Source organism: Bradyrhizobium diazoefficiens (genome assembly GCF_016616885.1).
Taxonomy (GTDB): domain Bacteria; phylum Pseudomonadota; class Alphaproteobacteria; order Rhizobiales; family Xanthobacteraceae; genus Bradyrhizobium; species Bradyrhizobium diazoefficiens_F.
Window position 1 is genome coordinate 2,434,130 of the sequence record NZ_CP067102.1, and the last position, 16,645, is coordinate 2,450,774.

Here is a 16,645-nt window from a genome sequence, read left to right on the forward strand (position 1 = left end):
GAGATTGTATCACAACATTCTGATACCGGCAATTCGGAGGACGTAGGAGCATCCGCGCCATCGACATGGTGGCCGACAGAACGCCGCCCGATCGCGCCGTTGCAATGTCGCTTCTGCCTCTTCTGTGACCTCCAGTGACGTCCGCTGGTGCGCCGTTGTTCGCAGAGAAGCCGGCGTCGAGTGTATTGCCGTGACCGTGCACTCGGCTCGCGGCTGCGCTTCAGCGCGGGGCACGAGTCATTCGTTTGCGTTCCGTCGCAGATCTGATCTCAACGTTATGTGCGACGATTGCCCGGCCCGTGCATCTTGCCTGGCCAAGTTGCAAGCAAGCACAATATCGTCGATGGTCCGACGCTCTTTCTGGCGATCAATCTTCTCGGGAGTAAACACCATGAACGTGGTCTCAACGACCCGCGGCATCAATCGCCCTTCCGGGAAGATCGACATCCCATCGGCCTGGCTGGGTGCTGAGATGAAGGCCAATCCGGATCGATGGTTGATATCGCTTGCGGCCAGCGAGATCGCGGAGCTTGAGAGCGCGGCAAAATCCTATCTTGGCAGAAGCAGGAAAATCGCCGACATCACCAGGGATAGCTTTCCGCTTCCCCGCTTCGGCGCGCATCTGGAAGAGCTCAAGACAAAGCTGCTGGTGGGCCTTGGCTTCGAAGTCATCCGCGGCCTGCGAGTGGCAAATTACAGCCAGGAGTTTGCGGCTACGATCTTTTGCGGGGTGGGCGCGCATCTGGGGTCGGCGCGGTCGCAAAATGCAGCGGGTCACATTCTCGGTCACGTCCGCGACGTCGGCGCCGATGCGAGGGATCCGAACACCCGGATTTATCAGACGTCGGAACGGCAAACCTTCCACACGGATTCATCCGACGTGGTGGGACTGTTCTGCATTCGCGAGGCCATGGAGGGAGGCGACTCTCTCCTCGTCAGCACGACGTCGATCTACAACGCGATGTTTGACAGGCGTCCCGACCTTGCCGCTCTCCTGTTCGACGCAATCGCGACGGACCGGCGCGGCGAGGTGCCGGAGAACGAAAAGCCGTATCTTGAAATCCCGGTGCTGAATTGGCATGCGGGATTTTTGACCGGGTTCTATCAGCGCCAATATATCGACAGCGCGCAGCGCTTTCCCGATGCGCCAAGACTGACGCCGGCTCACGTCGAGGCACTCGATCTGTTCGACGCGCTCGCAAATGACCCCGGCTTGCATTTTGGCATGCGGCTTCAGCCGGGCGACATGCAGTTCGTCTACAATCATGCCCTGTTGCACGACCGGACCGGATTCCGCGATTGGCCCGATGCCAGCCAAAAGCGTCATTTGCTGCGGCTTTGGCTCAGCATGAAGGACGACCGGCCGCTGCCCGATTGCTTCAAGCAGCGCTATGGCTCGATCGAGATTGGAAACCGCGGCGGCATCATCACCAAAGGCACCAGTCTGAACGTGCCCTTGGATTGATGGTCGAGGTCAGAGTGGCCCCAAGGATTCGCGCTTGGGCATCTACGGGCTGAACAGGCTGTGCAGAAATCGCTCTTTTTCGCCTGGCGCATACCCCTGAGAAGCGCCGTAATACGCTTCACCGTTGCCACCGGAGGGCGGGGAGCCGAATTCCGTCGGCGGCCGGTCTGGCGCGTAGGCAAAGCTCGAAGCGGAACGTGGTAACATGCCCTGATGGGAGTGAACAACCGCGTGCCGGTGGGTGTGATGCACCGTCGCCGCGTTCGCAGCGCCGCACAGGGAAATCAAAAGGCCCAAGGCCAAAATGGAACGCATCGCTTTTTCTCCAGCTGCCCCTTGCATCCCTAGGTAAGGCTCGGCCGCGGAGTCCCAACAGATATGGGCTTCACGACTGGTCACATCCCCGACATTACGGACCCGCATGGGGCGAGCGATCGTGCGATTTGACAAATGTGGTCTGGCGACATCGCAGTACGCGAGAAGTTGAATGAGCCTTCCGGCGCTGCGATCAAATGGGACTGGGGGCGCAGTCTGCGCTGAGCGCGTGCCAGCGTTGCCGTGGTCAGCGGGTCCATGCCGGCCGGACGGCGCCTGGAAAGACTAGCCGGTCGCTGAGCAGGGCTAACGAATTGTCGTCCCAGCGGCAAGCGCCAATCCGGCGTTACACGACATCGTTCCTGACGAACTGGGAAAGCTTGTGATCAGTTGTTAGGAACATCCGCAAGCAGCTTGGCTTGACGAGCATAACGTCAAACGGAGTTGAAACATGCGAAAGACAATTTTCTCTGTGGCCATGTGTGCGTTGCTTGCCGGCGCGTCGATCGGTTTCGCCCATGCGCAGGCGGGCGGCGCAGGGGGAGGGGGCGGAGCGGGTACTGGAGCCGGCGCGGGTGCGGGCGCCGGTGCGGGCCCTGGAGGAGCCGGCTCCGCGGCGGGCAACGGATCGGGCAGCGGCACAAGCGGCATGGGCAGCGGCAGCAATGCGGGTGCCGGATCCAACGCAGGTGCTACCGGCAGTGGCGGGACCAGCAGTGGCCAGGGTGGCCCCCAGAATATTCGTCCCGGCCGGAGCAACGATCCCACCGGTCGCTGACATTCTCGTCTCGTGACCTGACAGGGAAAGAGAGGCTGCTGAGCCGCGCTCGGCAGCTTCTTTCCCATGACGGCGTCTGCAGGTTCGTCTGACCGCCCAACCGTCTTACAGCCGGTCAACGATGTCGGCACCTGAACCAAAGCGCACGTGTTTGAGCGTGCAAAATTTGCCAACTCGGGGAGAACTCGCGTATGCATCGTATGCAGGATCGGAGTGTGAGCAATTCAAATGGCGATAGAGCTGAGGGGTGCGAGCGGCGAGGGGTTTGCGACGATTGCCGCTGACGGTCGCGTGTTGGATTCCTGGTTTCTTCAGCTGCGCCTGGTTGCGGAGGCCGACAAGGCGGCAACGGTACGGCTGACGAACGACGAGATCATTGGATCGTTGGGTCGGTCGGCGGACGGATATGCGCGACACGATGACATTCGCAATGTCGAGATCGTTCCAATCCGTACCGACATTGCCTCCCTTGCATCTGCACCGACCGATGTGCACGACGCGTATCTTCGACTCCATCTCCTGAGCCACCGGCTCGTCCAGCCGAATTGCCTGAACCTTGATGGAATTTTCAGTCTGTTACCTAACGTTGCCTGGACGACCCTCGGTCCCTGTGAAGGCGCTCGTGTGCCGGAAGCGCAAATCGCAGCACGAAAGCGTGCCCTCGCATTCGAGGTGACAGGCGTGGATAAGTTTCCGCGCATGACTGACTATGTGATGCCTGCGGACGTGAGAATTGCGGATGCGGATCGCGTCAGGCTCGGAGCCTATCTGGCGCCGGGCACGACCGTGATGCATGAAGGCTTTTGCAATTTTAATGCGGGTACGCTCGGTCCCTGCATGGTCGAAGGTCGGATCAGCGCCGGTGTGGTTGTGGGACGTGGCAGCGACGTTGGTGGCGGAGCGTCGATCATGGGCACTCTGTCCGGCGGCGGGAAAGAGCGGATCACGGTTGGCGAGCGTTGCCTGATCGGAGCCAATGCCGGTATCGGCATTTCGTTGGGTGACGATTGTATCGTCGAAGCAGGCTGTTATGTCACAGCCGGCGCGCGCATCCTTTTGGAAGATGGCAGAGTCCTGAAAGCCAAAGAACTTTCAGGCCAAAAGGGCCTGCTTTTTCGTCGGAACTCCCAGAGCGGCGCTCTCGAGGCAACCAGACGCACACCGAATTGGGACGGCCTCAACTCGCAACTTCACAGCTAGGCAGCTCACGCGATGACGTCGTCGGCGACATGTGGCGCGTCAGCGGTGTCGCCTTCGGGCCCTTCTGCGATATCCAGCGTTGTCCGCTAGTGGCCGTTGTTGGCGCAGAAGCGGACATCAGATGTGCCGGGGCTGAGTCCGCCGGCCCATCGGGAGTTTGGTCGCAGAGGCCTTAACCCGATTGAAGTTCTTCACCATTCGGCCTAAGGTTTCCCACTCGGGGTTGTAGCAGCCTCCCCGTCAAGTGGTGATCCCACGCAAGTGCTGTTCGCTTATCCTATGCTATGGAGCGAACACATGGACGGGTTACCCATCGAGCTTCCGCTTTTTCTTCTTGCGACATTTGCCGGTGCTCTGGTCGCCGGGCTCTCCGGCTTTGCGTTCGGGCTCATCGTCTCGTCGATCTGGCTCTACATCTTCACGCCCCTGCAAACCGCCACGCTCGTCATCGCCTTTGGCCTGATCGTGCAGGGCTATTCGGTCTGGAAGCTTCGCCAGGCACTGGACTGGCACAAGCTCTGGCCGTTTGTGCTGGGCGCAGCGATTGGCGTGCCCGTTGGCGTGACGATCCTGACTTGGTCCAATCCCGTGCACATACGCATGGGTGTGGGTGCCTTCCTCGTCGCCTACAGTTTGTACGCGTGGTTTCGTCCCGCGATCGCCCCGATGAAGGGCGGCTCCGCAGCCGACGCCGGCGTTGGTTTTCTCAACGGCGTGCTGGGCGGCATCACGGGGCTAGCGGGAATCCTGGTCACCATCTGGTGCGGTCTGCGCGGCTGGCCGAAGGACGTTCAGCGCGCCGTTTTCCAACCTGTCGCGGTAACGATATTCCTGATGAGCGCGCTATGGATCGGCGCGAAAGGGGCCATCACGCCGGACAGCGTCAAACTGTTTCTGATCGGACTACCTGCGCTGTTTGCGGGAACGTGGCTCGGCCTCAAATTGTTCGGCCGCATCAACGAAGCCACGTTTCGCAAGGTCGTGCTGTTGCTGCTGTTGGTTTCGGGCGCCGTCCTGATCTTCTAGCCGTCGTGCGGGCAGGTCTCCGGTGCGCAGTCTGCCCCGTGGAGTCGATCGCGGCGTGAAGGCGACGTCCGCTTTCTGGCCCTTCTGCGCTATCCAGCGATGTCCGCTACTACGCCGTTGTTGGCGGAGAAGCGGACATCAGATGTGCCGGAGCTGAGCGCGCCGGTGTGACCAGGGTACGATCTTGGGCGCGCCTACTCGTCGTCCTCGTCGTCTTCCTCGTCTTCGTCGTCCTCATCCTCGTCGTCTTCGATTTCCAGACGCTCGAGCGTGGACAGCGGCAGCGTCTCGCGGAACAGATCGCCCTCCGAGCCCATCCAGAGGCAGAGGATGTCGTCGCCCTTCACCTCTGCGACGGTCAGCGGCTGGCCGCCGGATTTCAGCATCACGACGTCGCCGGTTTTCAGTTCCATGGATGGTCCTTTCGAGTTGATCGACGAGAGCGGAGGCTAGCAAGCCGTCATGACACGCCGATCACGGGCTGCGAGACCCGTGAATTTGCGCCGGCTTGCGTGGACTGCGCGAACGTCGATGGCAGAGGTTCGAGTGGGAGATCGCGCGATGGTCGTCCAGGGATTATTCCGTCCCGGGCGCGGCGATGATGGCATCATGCACCTGTTTTGCCCGACGCGTCAAATGATTTCGTAAAATCAGTAGTCCCGTTGCGTTTTGCCGCAAGCTATTGAATTCGCAATAGCTGTCTACTGTGCATGGGGTTGTTTTCGGGATTTAGCCCGGCACGAGCTCAGTCAGCGAGCGAATGATGCGGTCGGGCTTGACGGTCGAGCCTGCGGGCAGGCCGTCGCCGTGCACGTCGATCCAGATCGCGTAGATGCCGAGCCGCTGCGGCGTCACGACTTCCCATTCGAGATTGTCGCCGATCATCCAGGTCTCCTCGGCGGTGACGCCGAGCGCCTCCATCGCATGCAGATAGGCGCGCTCCTCGGGCTTGCCGAAACCATGCTCGCCCTCGATCTGGATGTGATCGAAGCGATGGGTCAGCTCGAAGCGCTCGACCTTGGCGCGCTGCATGTCGGCGGCGCCGTTGGTGACCAGCGCGAGCTTGACCCCGTGCGCCTTGAACGCGTCGATCGCATCATGTGCGCCCGGAAAGACGAAGATCGCTTCCTCGCGATAGGTGGTGAAGCGGTCGGCGAGGCGTGCAGCGAGATCATCGGAGAGGGCGCGGTGGCCATTGGCGGCGAGCGCGGCGAAGCCGCCGCGCACCGTGAGCCGTCGCGCCTCGCCGAGCTTCATCCGCCAGATCGGTTCTGCGGTCGACCAGAACTGCCGCGCATAGGCCAGCACGGCCGTGGCGACTTGCGCCGGCGGCAGCGGCGCGAGCTCCTCGGCGAACTCTTCTGCGATCTTGTTCCAGGCGATCTCGGGCCGGCCATAGGCCGACAGGATGGTGTCGTCCATGTCGATCAGCATGGCGCGGGGCAGCAGCTTGATTGCGGGCTTGATCGTCGTCATGGCCATTTCACCTCCGGCGGCAGCGACGACAGGATCGAATCCACATTGCCGCCGGTCTTGAGCCCGAAGATGGTGCCGCGGTCGTAGAGCAGGTTGAACTCGACATAGCGGCCGCGGCGGATCAGCTGCTCCTCGCGATCATCGGTCGTCCAGCTTGTTGCGAAATTACGCCTGACGATGTCGGGGTAGATCTTCAGGAACGCGCGGCCGACGTCCTGGGTGAAGGCGAGGTCGGCGTCCCAGTCGCCGCTGTCATGCCAGTCGTAGAAGATGCCGCCGACGCCGCGCGCCTCATTCCGGTGCGGCAGATAAAAATACTCGTCGCACCACGTCTTGTACTTGTCGTAATCGGCAACGCCGGTGGGCTGATCGCAGGCCTCCTTCATCGCGGCGTGGAAGGCGAGCGCGTCCGCGTCCTCCCGCGTGCGCCTTCGGTCGAGCACCGGCGTGAGATCGGCGCCGCCGCCGAACCACGCCTTGGTGGTGACGACGAAGCGCGTGTTCATGTGCACTGCCGGCACGTGCGGATTGCGCAGATGCGCGATCAGCGAGATGCCGGACGCCCAGAACCGCGGGTCTTCGGTCGCGCCCGGAATCTGCGCGCGAAACTCGGGCGCGAACTCGCCGTGCACGGTCGAGCAATGCACGCCGACCTTCTCGAACAGCCGGCCTGACATCCTCGACATCACGCCGCCGCCGCCGGCAGCCCCGCTGTGATCGGTGCGCTGCCAGGGCGTGCGCGCGAAGCGGCCGGCCTCGCCGGGGTAGAGGCTCTGCGGCGCCTCGTCCTCGAGCCGCTCGAAGTTTTCGCAGATATCGTCGCGCAGATGCTCGAACCAGCTACTGGCGCGCGCCTTGCGGTCTTCGATTAAGCTCGGGTCCAATGGGGATGTCATGCCGTTAGTCCTGCGGACCGTAATAGGTGCAGCTCTCGTTGCAACTGTCGCGGTGGATGCTGACGCGGGTGAGCTTGCCGATAGGCGCGAGCCGATCCCAGACGAAGCGCGACAGGTTCTCCAACGTCGGTGTGCCCAGCGCCTCGATCTTGTTGAGGAACTTGTGGTCGAGCATCACGCGCACGTCCTCGATGGCGCGCTGAAGCAGGCCGAGATCGACCACCATGCCTGTCGCAGGATCCGGCGTGCCGCGCACCGTCACCTCGGCGCGGAAGGAGTGGCCGTGGATCTCTTCGCTCGCCGCACCAAAGGTCGTTCCCGACAGCGAATGCGCCGCCTCGAAGCGGAACGATTTCGTCAATTCCCACATCTGTCCGTCACCCATCCTATCTGATGCCGAGCGATTTATGCGTCTGCACGCTCAACCGCCATTGCGGATGGCGCAGGCAATAGTCGATCGCGCGCACGGTGTTCTCTGCGACCTGTGGTCCGTCCATCGGCTGCAGCGAGAAGCGCTCGAAGGCGAGGCCCTCGAAAGTCTCGGGCGCCGCGAGGGCCTGCGGATAGACCAGCTTCAGCTCGTGCCCCTGGCGCACGACGAGCTCGCTGCCGCCCTTGGGGCTGACGCAGATCCAGTCGAGGCCGTCAGGCGGCGCGACCGTGCCGTTGGTCTCGACGCCGATCTCGAAGCCGCGGGCATGCAGAGCCTCGACCAGGGCATCATCGACCTGGAGCAGCGGCTCGCCGCCGGTCAGCACCACGTAGCGGTTGTCGCCGGCACCAGTCCATTGTGCCGCGATGGTGTCAGCGAGTTCCACGGCCGAGGCGTAACGGCCGCCGAGCGTGCCGTCGGTGCCGACGAAATCCGTGTCGCAGAACTGACATGTCGCCTCGGCGCGGTCGGCCTCGCGGCCGCTCCAGAGGTTGCAGCCGGCAAAACGGCAGAACACGGATGCGCGTCCGGCATGGGCGCCTTCGCCTTGCAGGGTCAGGAAGATTTCCTTGACCGCGTAACTCACTGCTCTCTCCTCGTCATATCAAACTTGATATCAAACTTGCGGGTTCCGGACCTGCCGCAGCGCTTCGCCTGCGGCCATCGCCGCGGTCATGGCGACATTGAGCGACCGCAGCCCCGGCGTGATCGGGATCACCAGCCGCGCATCCGCGGCCTCTACCACCGCGTCGGTGACGCCGGCGCTCTCGCGCCCGAATAGCAGGATGTCCGACGTCTGGTAACGGAAATCGCGGTAGTCGGTGGCAGCTTTGGTGGTGAACACCAGCAGGCGGCTGCCTTGTGCCGCCCGCCACTCCTCGAATTTCGACCAGGAATCGTGCCTGACGATGCTGACGTGGTCGAGGTAGTCCATTCCCGCCCGGCGGAAATGCCGGTCGGAGACCGGGAAGCCGGCCGGTTCGATGATGTGGGCGGCGATTCCCAGGCAGGCGCACAGGCGGAGAATCGTGCCGGTGTTCTGGGGGATGTCGGGTTGGAAAAGTGCGATCTGCATGGGCGATGACAGGTTGGTTGAGGGCCGGAAATGTCTCAATAAAACATCGCCAGCCGCGGAATTCGTGCATTGCACGCTCCCGCGCCGTTAGCGGGCTTGCGCTCGCCCGGCAAGGGTGCCAATAGAACGATTCTGGACTGCTGTTTTTCGCCTTGTTTTGGTGGGGGACACGCCAAGTTCTGCCGCCGCGGGGGCCGCGGGCGCCGGCAGACTGTTCCGGGGACCTTGGGGGCTCCTGGAACGGTTCCACCGGCAGCATAAGAAGTTCCACCGGCAGCATAAGAAGAAAGGGTTGGAATCGTGACGACAGCGTCTTCGGCGGACCATCCGACACGCCGTGATTTCTTATTCGTTGCAACGGGGGCAGCTGCAGCAGTAGGGGGCGCAGCTGCGCTCTGGCCCTTTATCTCCCAAATGAATCCGGACGCCTCGACCATCGCCGCCGGTGCGCCGATCGAGGTCGATCTGAGCCCGGTTGCCGAGGGGCAGGACATCAAGGTGTTCTGGCGCGGCAAGCCGATCTACATCAGCCACCGTACCAAGAAGCAGATCGACGAGGCGCGCGCCGTTCCGGTGGCGAGCCTGCCCGATCCGCAGTCCGATGAAGCCCGGGTCAAGGCGGGCCACGACCAGTGGCTGGTCGTGATCGGCATCTGCACCCATCTTGGCTGCATCCCGATCGCCCACGAAGGCAATTACGACGGGTTCTTCTGTCCCTGCCATGGTTCGCAGTACGATTCGTCCGGCCGCATCCGCCAGGGGCCCGCGCCCGCGAACCTGCCGGTGCCGCCGTACCAGTTCGTTTCCGACACCAAAATCCAGATCGGCTGAGCTTCGGACCCGCGTCCGAAGCTTCGCGCCGTCTCGCCGTTTTATTTCCTCAGGATCGCATCATGAGCGGACCATCCGACTACCAGCCGAGCAATCCGGCCCTGCAATGGATCGAGCGGCGTCTGCCGATCCTGGGTCTCGTCCATTCTTCCTTCGTCGTTTATCCCACCCCGCGTAACCTGAACTACTGGTGGACGTTCGGCGCCATCCTCTCCTTCATGCTGGGGATGCAGATCCTGACCGGCGTGATCCTGGCGATGCACTACACGCCGCACGCCGATCTCGCCTTCAAGTCGGTCGAGCTGATCGTTCGTGACGTGAACTACGGCTGGCTGCTCCGCAACATGCACGCGGTCGGCGCGTCGATGTTCTTTGTTGCCGTCTACGTCCATATGTTCCGCGGCCTTTACTACGGCTCCTACAAGGAGCCGCGCGAGGTGCTCTGGATCCTCGGCGTCATCATCTACCTCCTGATGATGGCGACGGGCTTCATGGGCTACGTGCTGCCCTGGGGCCAGATGAGCTTCTGGGGCGCCACCGTCATCACCAATCTGTTCTCGGCCATTCCCTATGTCGGCGAGAGCATCGTGACGCTGCTGTGGGGCGGCTATTCGGTCGGCAACCCGACCTTGAACCGCTTCTTCTCGCTGCATTACCTGCTGCCGTTCCTGATCGCGGGCGTCGTCGTGCTCCACGTCTGGGCGCTGCACGTCGCCGGCCAGAACAATCCGGACGGCGTCGAGCCGAAGACGGAAAAGGACACGGTGCCGTTCACGCCGCATGCGACCATCAAGGACGGCTTCGGCGTCGCCTGCTTCCTGCTGCTCTACGCCTGGTTCATCTTCTACATGCCGAACTATCTCGGCGACGCCGACAACTACATTCCGGCGAACCCGGGCGTGACGCCGCCGCACATCGTGCCGGAATGGTACTATCTGCCGTTCTACGCGATCCTGCGCTCGATCCCGAACAAGCTCGCGGGGGTGACCGCGATGTTCTCGGCGATCATCATCCTGTGCTTCCTGCCCTGGCTCGATGCCGCCAAGACCAGGTCGTCGAAGTACCGTCCGCTGGCCAAGCAGTTCTTCTGGATCTTCGTCGTGGTCTGCATCCTGCTCGGCTATCTCGGCGCGCAGCCGCCGGAAGGCATCTACGTGATCGCCGGCCGGGTCCTGACGGCCTGCTACTTCGCCTACTTCCTGATCGTGCTGCCGCTGCTCGCGCGCATCGAGACGCCGCGGCCGGTGCCCAACTCGATCTCGGAGGCGATCCTCGCCAAGCGCGGCAAGGCGATGGCTTCGATCGCGGTTGCGCTCGTCGCGGCCGGCGCGCTGTTCGTCGGCAGCTTGCAGGATGCCCGCGCCGAGGAAGGTGGCACCAGGCCGCCGGGCAACAATTGGTCGTTCGCGGGCCCTTTCGGCAAGTATGACCGCGGTGCGCTTCAGCGCGGTTTGAAAGTCTACAAGGAAGTCTGCTCCAACTGTCACGGCCTGTCCTACATCGCCTTCCGCAACCTTGCGGAAGCCGGTGGCCCCGGCTATTCGCCGGCGCAGGCGGCGGCGTTTGCCTCCGACTACAAGATCAAGGACGGCCCGAACGATGCGGGCGACATGTTCGAGCGTCCGGGCCGGTCGGCCGACTACTTCCCCTCGCCATTCCCCAACGAGCAGGCGGCTCGTGCGGCGAACGGCGGTGCGGCACCGCCCGACCTGTCGCTGATCACCAAGGCGCGTTCCTATGGCCGCGGCTTCCCGATGTTCATCATCGACTTCTTCAGCCAGTACCAGGAGCAGGGTCCGGACTACGTCTCGGCGGTGCTCCAGGGCTTTGAGGAGAAGGTACCGGAAGGCGTGACCATCCCCGAGGGCTCGTACTACAACAAGTACTTCCCGGGCCATGCCATCAAGATGCCGAAGCCGCTCAGCGACGGCCAGGTGACCTATGACGACGGCTCGCCGGCGACGGTTGCGCAGTATGCCAAGGACGTCACCACATTCCTGATGTGGACCGCTGAGCCGCACATGGAAGCGCGCAAGCGCCTCGGCCTCCAGGTGTTCGTGTTCCTGATCATCTTCGCGTTCCTGATGTACTTCACCAAGAAGAAGGTCTGGGCCGACTCGCACTGAGCGGCCGACGCGAAACGAGAATGAAAAGCCCCCGCGAGGGGGCTTTTTTGTTGCACACGCGCGTGTGTTGTTAGCGCGGTTGCCTATCGCGTTCCCAGCGGCCAAAATACCGCCAACCGCTCCACAGCACATCGTCGGAGGACACCATGGGAACCGTCATCACTTTCAAGCGCCCGGACGGCAAGGACGCCTCGGGCTATCTTGCGAACGCTGCGCGCGGCAACGCGCCGGGCGTGGTCGTGATCCAGGAATGGTGGGGCCTGTCGGACCAGATCAAGGGCCTGTGCGACCGCTTTGCGCTCGCCGGCTTCGATGCGCTGGCGCCCGATCTCTACAAGGGCAAGGTGGTGCCGTACCACGACATGGACGCGGCCGGCAAAGAGATGAACTCGCTGGACTTCATGGACGCCACCACGCAGACCGTGCGCGGCGCCACGCAATATCTGTCGCGCAACGGCGCCAAGGTCGGGCTGACAGGCTTTTGCCTTGGCGGCGCCGTCACCATCATCGGTTCGGTGCATGTGCCGGAGCTCGCCGCCGGCGTCGTGTTCTACGGCATTCCGCCGGAGCAAGCGGCCAAGCCCGCCGACGTCAAGATCCCGCTGCAGGCCCATTTCGCCAACATAGACGATTGGTGCACGCCGGAGCTGGTCAACGGCTTCGAAAAAGCCATGAAGGCCGCCGGCAAGTCGCTCGAGCTGTTCCGCTATGACGCCGAGCACGCCTTCGTCAACGAGCAGCGCCAGGCCGTGCACGACCGCGAAGCCGCCGAGCTCGCCTGGGGCAGGGCGACGGAGTTTTTCAGGAAGCACTTGGGGTAATCGCCGTAGCCCATTGTGCGGGGCGGCACCCTTGACGCCGTCCCCGCGCCATGGTGAGTATCCGTCCATGAGCATCGCAGCCCGCCCAGCCCGTCTTTGGTGGCGCACCTCCTAAGAGGTGGCCGGTGCGATTTCTTTTCCCAAAATCGTCTGAGGTCGCCAGCACAGCGCGGCGGCCTGATCGTTTGTCCTGTGTGGCGTTTCCTCGGCAAGTTTCGTAAGAGGACCCCATGAACAGGACAGTCTTTGCCCTCCCGGCCAGAAGCGATTACGTCACCCGCGGCGGTCTCGCGATCTCGCGCGTGGCCGAGCAGTTCACCGGCGGCGCCAACAGGCTCGACGATCTCGTCAGCCTGCTCGACCGGCGCCGCGGCGTGGTGCTGTCCTCCGGCACGACCGTCCCCGGGCGCTACGAGAGCTTTGACCTTGGCTTCTCCGATCCGCCGCTCAAGCTCGAGACCACTGGCGTCAATTTCAAGCTCGAAGCGCTCAACGCGCGTGGCGAGGTGCTGATCGCCTTCCTCGCTGACGTCCTGCGCGAGCCCTGCGTCGTGGTCTCCGGGAAGACCGCCACGCGCCTTGCCGGCCACATCATCCGTGGCGACGCGCCGGTCGAGGAAGACCAGCGCACGCGGCGCGCCAGCGTGATGTCGCTGGTGCGCGATCTCGTCGCCGCCTTCTCCGCCAATGACGACGGGCTGCTCGGCCTGTTCGGCGCCTTCGCCTACGATCTCGTCTTCCAGATCGAGGACCTCGTGCAGAAGCGTCGGCGCGAGGACGATCAGCGCGACATCGTGCTCTACGTCCCCGATCGCCTGCTCGCCTATGACCGTGCCACAGGGCGCGGCGTCGTGCTCAGCTACGATTTCGCGTGGAAGGGCAAGTCGACCGAAGGCCTGCCGCGCGAGACAGCCGACAGCCCGTATGTGAAGACGGGGCGCCAGGGCTTTGCCGATCACGCGCCCGGCGAATACCAGGCCACAGTCGAGACCGCGCGCGCGGCCTTTGCCCGCGGTGATCTCTTTGAAGCCGTGCCGGGCCAGCTCTTCGCCGAGCCCTGTGACCGCTCGCCGGCCGAAGTGTTCCAGCGACTCTGTGTCATCAACCCGTCGCCCTATGGCGCGCTGATGAATCTCGGCGACGGCGAATTCCTCGTCTCCGCTTCGCCGGAAATGTTCGTGCGCTCCGACGGGCGCCGCGTCGAGACCTGTCCGATTTCAGGCACGATCGCGCGCGGCACCGATGCGATCGGCGATGCCGAGCAGATCCGCCAGCTCCTGAACTCGGAGAAGGACGAGTTCGAGCTCAACATGTGCACCGACGTCGATCGCAACGACAAGGCGCGCGTCTGCGTCCCCGGCACGATCAAGGTCCTGGCGCGCCGGCAGATCGAGACCTACTCAAAGCTGTTCCACACCGTCGATCACGTCGAGGGCATGTTGCGTCCCGGCTTCGACGCGCTCGACGCTTTCCTCACCCACGCCTGGGCGGTGACGGTGACCGGGGCGCCAAAGCTGTGGGCCATGCAGTTCGTCGAGGATCACGAACGCTCGCCGCGGCGCTGGTATGCCGGCGCGATCGGCGCGGTGAACTTCGATGGCAGCATCAACACCGGTCTCACCATCCGCACCATCCGCATGAAGGACGGTCTCGCCGAGGTTCGCGTCGGCGCTACATGCCTGTTCGACTCCGATCCCGCCGCGGAAGATCGCGAATGCCAGGTGAAAGCCGCAGCCCTGTTTCAGGCGCTGCGCGGCGATCCGCCGAAGCCGCTGTCGGCGTTTGCCCCCGATGCCACCGGTTCGGGCAAGCGCGTGCTGCTGATCGACCACGACGACAGTTTTGTGCACATGCTCGCCGATTATTTCCGTCAGGTCGGCGCCAGCGTTACCGTGGTCCGCTACGTGCATGCGCTCGACATGCTCAAGCAGAAGAGGTGGGATTTGCTGGTGCTGTCGCCAGGCCCGGGCCGCCCCGAAGATTTCGGGATCAAGACAACGATCGACGCGGCTCTGGAGAACAAGCTGCCGGTGTTCGGCGTCTGCCTTGGCGTGCAGGCGATCGGCGAATATTTTGGCGGCGAGCTCGGCCAGCTCACCCATCCCGCGCACGGCCGGCCCTCGCGGGTTCAGGTGCGCGGTGGGCGCTTGATGCGCAATCTGCCGAACGAGATCGTGATCGGCCGCTATCACTCGCTCTTTGTCGAGCGCGACAGCATGCCCGAAGTTCTTGATGTCACGGCCAGCACCGAGGACGGCGTCGCCATGGCGCTGGAGCACAAGACCCTGCCGGTCGGCGGCGTGCAATTCCATCCGGAATCGCTGATGTCGCTCGGCAACGAGGTGGGCCTAAAGATTGTTGAGAATGCGTTCCGGCTGGATGCGGGAGCGAATTGAGTGCCGTCATTGCGAGGAGCGAAGCGACGAAGCAATCCAGAAGAGATCTGGATTGCTTCGCTTCGCTCGCAATGACGAGAAAACCAAAGCGAGAGACCAATGACCTTTGACCACGATCTGAAGGCGAGCGTCCGCACCATTCCCGACTATCCCAAGCCGGGGATCATGTTCCGCGACATCACGACCTTGCTTGCGGATGCGCGGGCGTTTCGCCGCGCGGTCGACGAGCTCGTCAATCCCTGGGCCGGCAACAAGATCGACAAGGTCGCCGGCATGGAGGCGCGGGGCTTCATCATCGGCGGCGCGGTGGCGCATCAGCTCTCGGCCGGCTTCGTGCCGATCCGCAAGAAAGGCAAGCTGCCGCACACCACCGTGCGCATCGCTTACTCTCTCGAGTACGGGATCGACGAAATGGAAATGCATGTCGACGCCATCTCGCCCGGCGAGCGTGTGATCCTGGTCGACGATCTCATCGCGACCGGCGGCACTGCCGAGGGTGCGGTAAAATTGCTGCGCCAGATCGGCGCCAACGTCGTCGCCGCCTGCTTCATCATCGATCTGCCCGAGCTCGGCGGCGCCGCCAAGCTGCGCGCCATGGACGTGCCGGTGCGCACGCTGATGACGTTCGAGGGGCATTGAGTCTCCGCCGTGGCGATCCTTAGATCGCCTCCGCCTTCAACTCGGCCCGCCAATGGGCCCCGCGCTCCTTCAGCAGCGCGTTCCTGACATAGCCGCTCTCCTCATCCTCCAGACGCTCGCATTCGCCGAACGTCAGGCCGGCCTCGCCATGCGCGTTCCAGGCGGCCTGGAGGCTGCGGCAGGGATGGCTGCCCTGGCGCAGGGTGAACCAGATGCGGTTCTGGATCGTCTCCAGGTTCGGCGCCTGGCCGACCCAGGCCTCGCGCGAGGCCGCGCAGCGGACGACGTAGATGCCCGCAATGGTCTTCCGCTCCTTGTAGGCGGCGATGGCTGCTTTCCGGTCGATGCTCACGGGGAGGGGCCTTGCTGAGGGACGCTGCTGCGCAGTCTTAGTAGCAGCAGGGACGTTCGGCGTCAATATTACCCGGGTAAAATAGTCAGGACCGCTGCAGAATCAGGCTGAGCTCGAGCTCGCGGAAGGCGAGGTAATTCCGCCGGGTCCACTGGTGCAGCTCGGTCGAAGAGTCCTTCTCCTGGCGCAGATAGCCGGTGAAGGAGAAGTTCAGCCGGTCGATATAGGTCTTGAGGAAGCCGGGCAGCGCCGGCAGACGGAACAGCCGGCCGCCGGCCATCGCGGGCGGCAGCTCGCCGCGGATGATGAACTCGTTGTCGACGGTGATCAGGTTGATCCGCGGGATCTGCTGGCGCAGCATCTCGTGCGCGCGGACGGAGACGCGATCGGTGTCGGCGACGAACAGGATCATCGGCGCCACGTGCCGGCGCGCCGCCTCCTTGAGCAGGCCGATCTCGTCGGTCATCTTGAAGAACTCGTCAAAGGCGTGGAAGCCGAGGTCGATGACCTTGGCGAGCCCGTCATCGACGATGACGCGGTCCATCAGCTGCATCTTGCCGTAGGTGTCGATGACGTCGGCAGTCTCGGTCACCTTCGGCAGGTAATCGAGCAGCGACGGCTCCTTCAAATTGACGTCGAACGCCGTGACGTTGCCGTTCTTGAGCAGCAGGAATTCGGCAAGCAGCCGCGCCAGCAGCGTCTTGCCGACCTGCGGGCGGGGCGAGCAGATGATGTAGAGGGGCGTCGCGGGCATCACGAGCTATTATCTGAGCGAACTCACCGCCCAATCCAGCCGTATCCGTACCTCGCCCGCAA

At 63.4% G+C, this 16,645-nt stretch carries 17 protein-coding genes; 8 read left to right on the forward strand and 9 right to left on the reverse strand.

The annotated features are described in order from the left end of the window. Window positions 1-391: 391 nt before the first annotated feature. On the forward strand, window positions 392-1,465 hold the full coding sequence (locus tag JJC00_RS11020) for a TauD/TfdA family dioxygenase (protein WP_200474078.1): 1,074 nt from the start codon (window positions 392-394) through the stop codon (window positions 1,463-1,465). A gap of 42 nt (window positions 1,466-1,507) precedes the next feature. Here the strand turns inward: JJC00_RS11020 and JJC00_RS11025 are convergent, their stop codons facing one another. Beyond that, window positions 1,508-1,780, reverse strand: a complete 273-nt coding sequence (locus JJC00_RS11025; protein ID WP_200472585.1) for a hypothetical protein — start codon at window positions 1,778-1,780, stop codon at window positions 1,508-1,510. A 1,006-nt stretch (window positions 1,781-2,786) separates the two neighbouring features. On the opposite strand from JJC00_RS11025, the gene dapD reads away from it, so the two are divergent. Beyond that, window positions 2,787-3,758 carry a 2,3,4,5-tetrahydropyridine-2,6-dicarboxylate N-succinyltransferase gene (dapD, locus tag JJC00_RS11030; protein ID WP_200472586.1) on the forward strand — a complete coding sequence of 324 codons (972 nt, stop codon included), beginning with the start codon at window positions 2,787-2,789 and terminating at the stop codon, window positions 3,756-3,758. A gap of 297 nt (window positions 3,759-4,055) precedes the next feature. Next, on the forward strand, window positions 4,056-4,784 hold the full coding sequence (locus tag JJC00_RS11035) for a sulfite exporter TauE/SafE family protein (RefSeq protein ID WP_200472587.1): 729 nt from the start codon (window positions 4,056-4,058) through the stop codon (window positions 4,782-4,784). A 194-nt stretch (window positions 4,785-4,978) separates the two neighbouring features. Here the strand turns inward: JJC00_RS11035 and JJC00_RS11040 are convergent, their stop codons facing one another. The 6 genes from JJC00_RS11040 to JJC00_RS11065 all read right to left on the reverse strand — a co-directional run bounded on the left by JJC00_RS11040 (window position 4,979) and on the right by JJC00_RS11065 (window position 8,664). Beyond that, the gene (locus JJC00_RS11040; RefSeq protein ID WP_200472588.1) at window positions 4,979-5,197 is read right to left on the reverse strand and encodes a YodC family protein; all 219 of its coding nucleotides are present in this window, start codon (window positions 5,195-5,197) and stop codon (window positions 4,979-4,981) included. A gap of 316 nt (window positions 5,198-5,513) precedes the next feature. Beyond that, entirely contained in the window at window positions 5,514-6,266 is a 753-nt protein-coding gene (locus JJC00_RS11045) for an HAD family hydrolase (protein ID WP_200472589.1), read from the reverse strand. Continuing rightward, a complete protein-coding gene (gene hemF / locus JJC00_RS11050) occupies window positions 6,257-7,156 on the reverse strand; it encodes an oxygen-dependent coproporphyrinogen oxidase (protein ID WP_200472590.1) in 900 nt (299 codons plus the stop codon). Before hemF ends, JJC00_RS11045 begins: the two co-directional genes overlap by 10 nt. Window positions 7,157-7,160: 4 nt before the next feature. Continuing rightward, window positions 7,161-7,526 (reverse strand): 6-pyruvoyl trahydropterin synthase family protein, encoded by a 366-nt coding sequence (locus JJC00_RS11055; RefSeq protein WP_200474079.1) that lies wholly within the window; start codon window positions 7,524-7,526, stop codon window positions 7,161-7,163. A 16-nt stretch (window positions 7,527-7,542) separates the two neighbouring features. Then, on the reverse strand, window positions 7,543-8,175 hold the full coding sequence (queE, locus tag JJC00_RS11060) for a 7-carboxy-7-deazaguanine synthase (protein ID WP_200472591.1): 633 nt from the start codon (window positions 8,173-8,175) through the stop codon (window positions 7,543-7,545). 30 nt (window positions 8,176-8,205) lie between these two features. After that, complete coding sequence (locus JJC00_RS11065) at window positions 8,206-8,664, reverse strand: tRNA (cytidine(34)-2'-O)-methyltransferase (RefSeq protein ID WP_200472592.1); 459 nt, start codon at window positions 8,662-8,664, stop codon at window positions 8,206-8,208. Window positions 8,665-8,964: 300 nt separating this feature from the next. On the opposite strand from JJC00_RS11065, the gene petA reads away from it, so the two are divergent. From petA to JJC00_RS11090, 5 genes are all read left to right on the forward strand, one after another. Continuing rightward, a complete protein-coding gene (gene petA / locus JJC00_RS11070; protein ID WP_027529194.1) occupies window positions 8,965-9,495 on the forward strand; it encodes a ubiquinol-cytochrome c reductase iron-sulfur subunit in 531 nt (176 codons plus the stop codon). Window positions 9,496-9,557: 62 nt separating this feature from the next. Then, window positions 9,558-11,621, forward strand: a complete 2,064-nt coding sequence (gene fbcH, locus JJC00_RS11075) for a cytochrome b/c1 (RefSeq protein ID WP_200472593.1) — start codon at window positions 9,558-9,560, stop codon at window positions 11,619-11,621. A gap of 146 nt (window positions 11,622-11,767) precedes the next feature. Further along, a complete protein-coding gene (locus JJC00_RS11080; protein ID WP_200472594.1) occupies window positions 11,768-12,442 on the forward strand; it encodes a dienelactone hydrolase family protein in 675 nt (224 codons plus the stop codon). Window positions 12,443-12,672: 230 nt separating this feature from the next. Further along, window positions 12,673-14,838: an anthranilate synthase component I gene (locus JJC00_RS11085; protein ID WP_200472595.1), complete on the forward strand. Its 2,166-nt coding sequence runs from the start codon at window positions 12,673-12,675 to the stop codon at window positions 14,836-14,838. A gap of 99 nt (window positions 14,839-14,937) precedes the next feature. Beyond that, window positions 14,938-15,477: an adenine phosphoribosyltransferase gene (locus tag JJC00_RS11090; RefSeq protein WP_027529190.1), complete on the forward strand. Its 540-nt coding sequence runs from the start codon at window positions 14,938-14,940 to the stop codon at window positions 15,475-15,477. Between the two features lie 19 nt (window positions 15,478-15,496). On the opposite strand, the gene JJC00_RS11095 is transcribed toward JJC00_RS11090, so the two are convergent. After that, entirely contained in the window at window positions 15,497-15,829 is a 333-nt protein-coding gene (locus tag JJC00_RS11095) for a GIY-YIG nuclease family protein (RefSeq protein ID WP_200472596.1), read from the reverse strand. Between the two features lie 85 nt (window positions 15,830-15,914). Further along, window positions 15,915-16,583: a hypothetical protein gene (locus JJC00_RS11100; RefSeq protein ID WP_200472597.1), complete on the reverse strand. Its 669-nt coding sequence runs from the start codon at window positions 16,581-16,583 to the stop codon at window positions 15,915-15,917. Window positions 16,584-16,645: the final 62 nt, after the last annotated feature.

Bases quoted from the DNA above. Each gene is read 5' to 3' on its own strand.
- JJC00_RS11020 (WP_200474078.1), top strand. From the start codon at position 392: ATGAACGTGGTCTCAACGACCCGCGGCATCAATCGCCCTTCCGGGAAG.
- JJC00_RS11025 (WP_200472585.1), bottom strand. From the start codon at position 1,780: ATGCGTTCCATTTTGGCCTTGGGCCTTTTGATTTCCCTGTGCGGCGCT.
- dapD (WP_200472586.1), top strand. From the start codon at position 2,787: ATGGCGATAGAGCTGAGGGGTGCGAGCGGCGAGGGGTTTGCGACGATT.
- JJC00_RS11035 (WP_200472587.1), top strand. From the start codon at position 4,056: ATGGACGGGTTACCCATCGAGCTTCCGCTTTTTCTTCTTGCGACATTT.
- JJC00_RS11040 (WP_200472588.1), bottom strand. From the start codon at position 5,197: ATGGAACTGAAAACCGGCGACGTCGTGATGCTGAAATCCGGCGGCCAG.
- JJC00_RS11045 (WP_200472589.1), bottom strand. From the start codon at position 6,266: ATGGCCATGACGACGATCAAGCCCGCAATCAAGCTGCTGCCCCGCGCC.
- hemF (WP_200472590.1), bottom strand. From the start codon at position 7,156: ATGACATCCCCATTGGACCCGAGCTTAATCGAAGACCGCAAGGCGCGC.
- JJC00_RS11055 (WP_200474079.1), bottom strand. From the start codon at position 7,526: ATGTGGGAATTGACGAAATCGTTCCGCTTCGAGGCGGCGCATTCGCTG.
- JJC00_RS11065 (WP_200472592.1), bottom strand. From the start codon at position 8,664: ATGCAGATCGCACTTTTCCAACCCGACATCCCCCAGAACACCGGCACG.
- fbcH (WP_200472593.1), top strand. From the start codon at position 9,558: ATGAGCGGACCATCCGACTACCAGCCGAGCAATCCGGCCCTGCAATGG.
- JJC00_RS11080 (WP_200472594.1), top strand. From the start codon at position 11,768: ATGGGAACCGTCATCACTTTCAAGCGCCCGGACGGCAAGGACGCCTCG.
- JJC00_RS11085 (WP_200472595.1), top strand. From the start codon at position 12,673: ATGAACAGGACAGTCTTTGCCCTCCCGGCCAGAAGCGATTACGTCACC.
- JJC00_RS11090 (WP_027529190.1), top strand. From the start codon at position 14,938: ATGACCTTTGACCACGATCTGAAGGCGAGCGTCCGCACCATTCCCGAC.
- JJC00_RS11100 (WP_200472597.1), bottom strand. From the start codon at position 16,583: ATGCCCGCGACGCCCCTCTACATCATCTGCTCGCCCCGCCCGCAGGTC.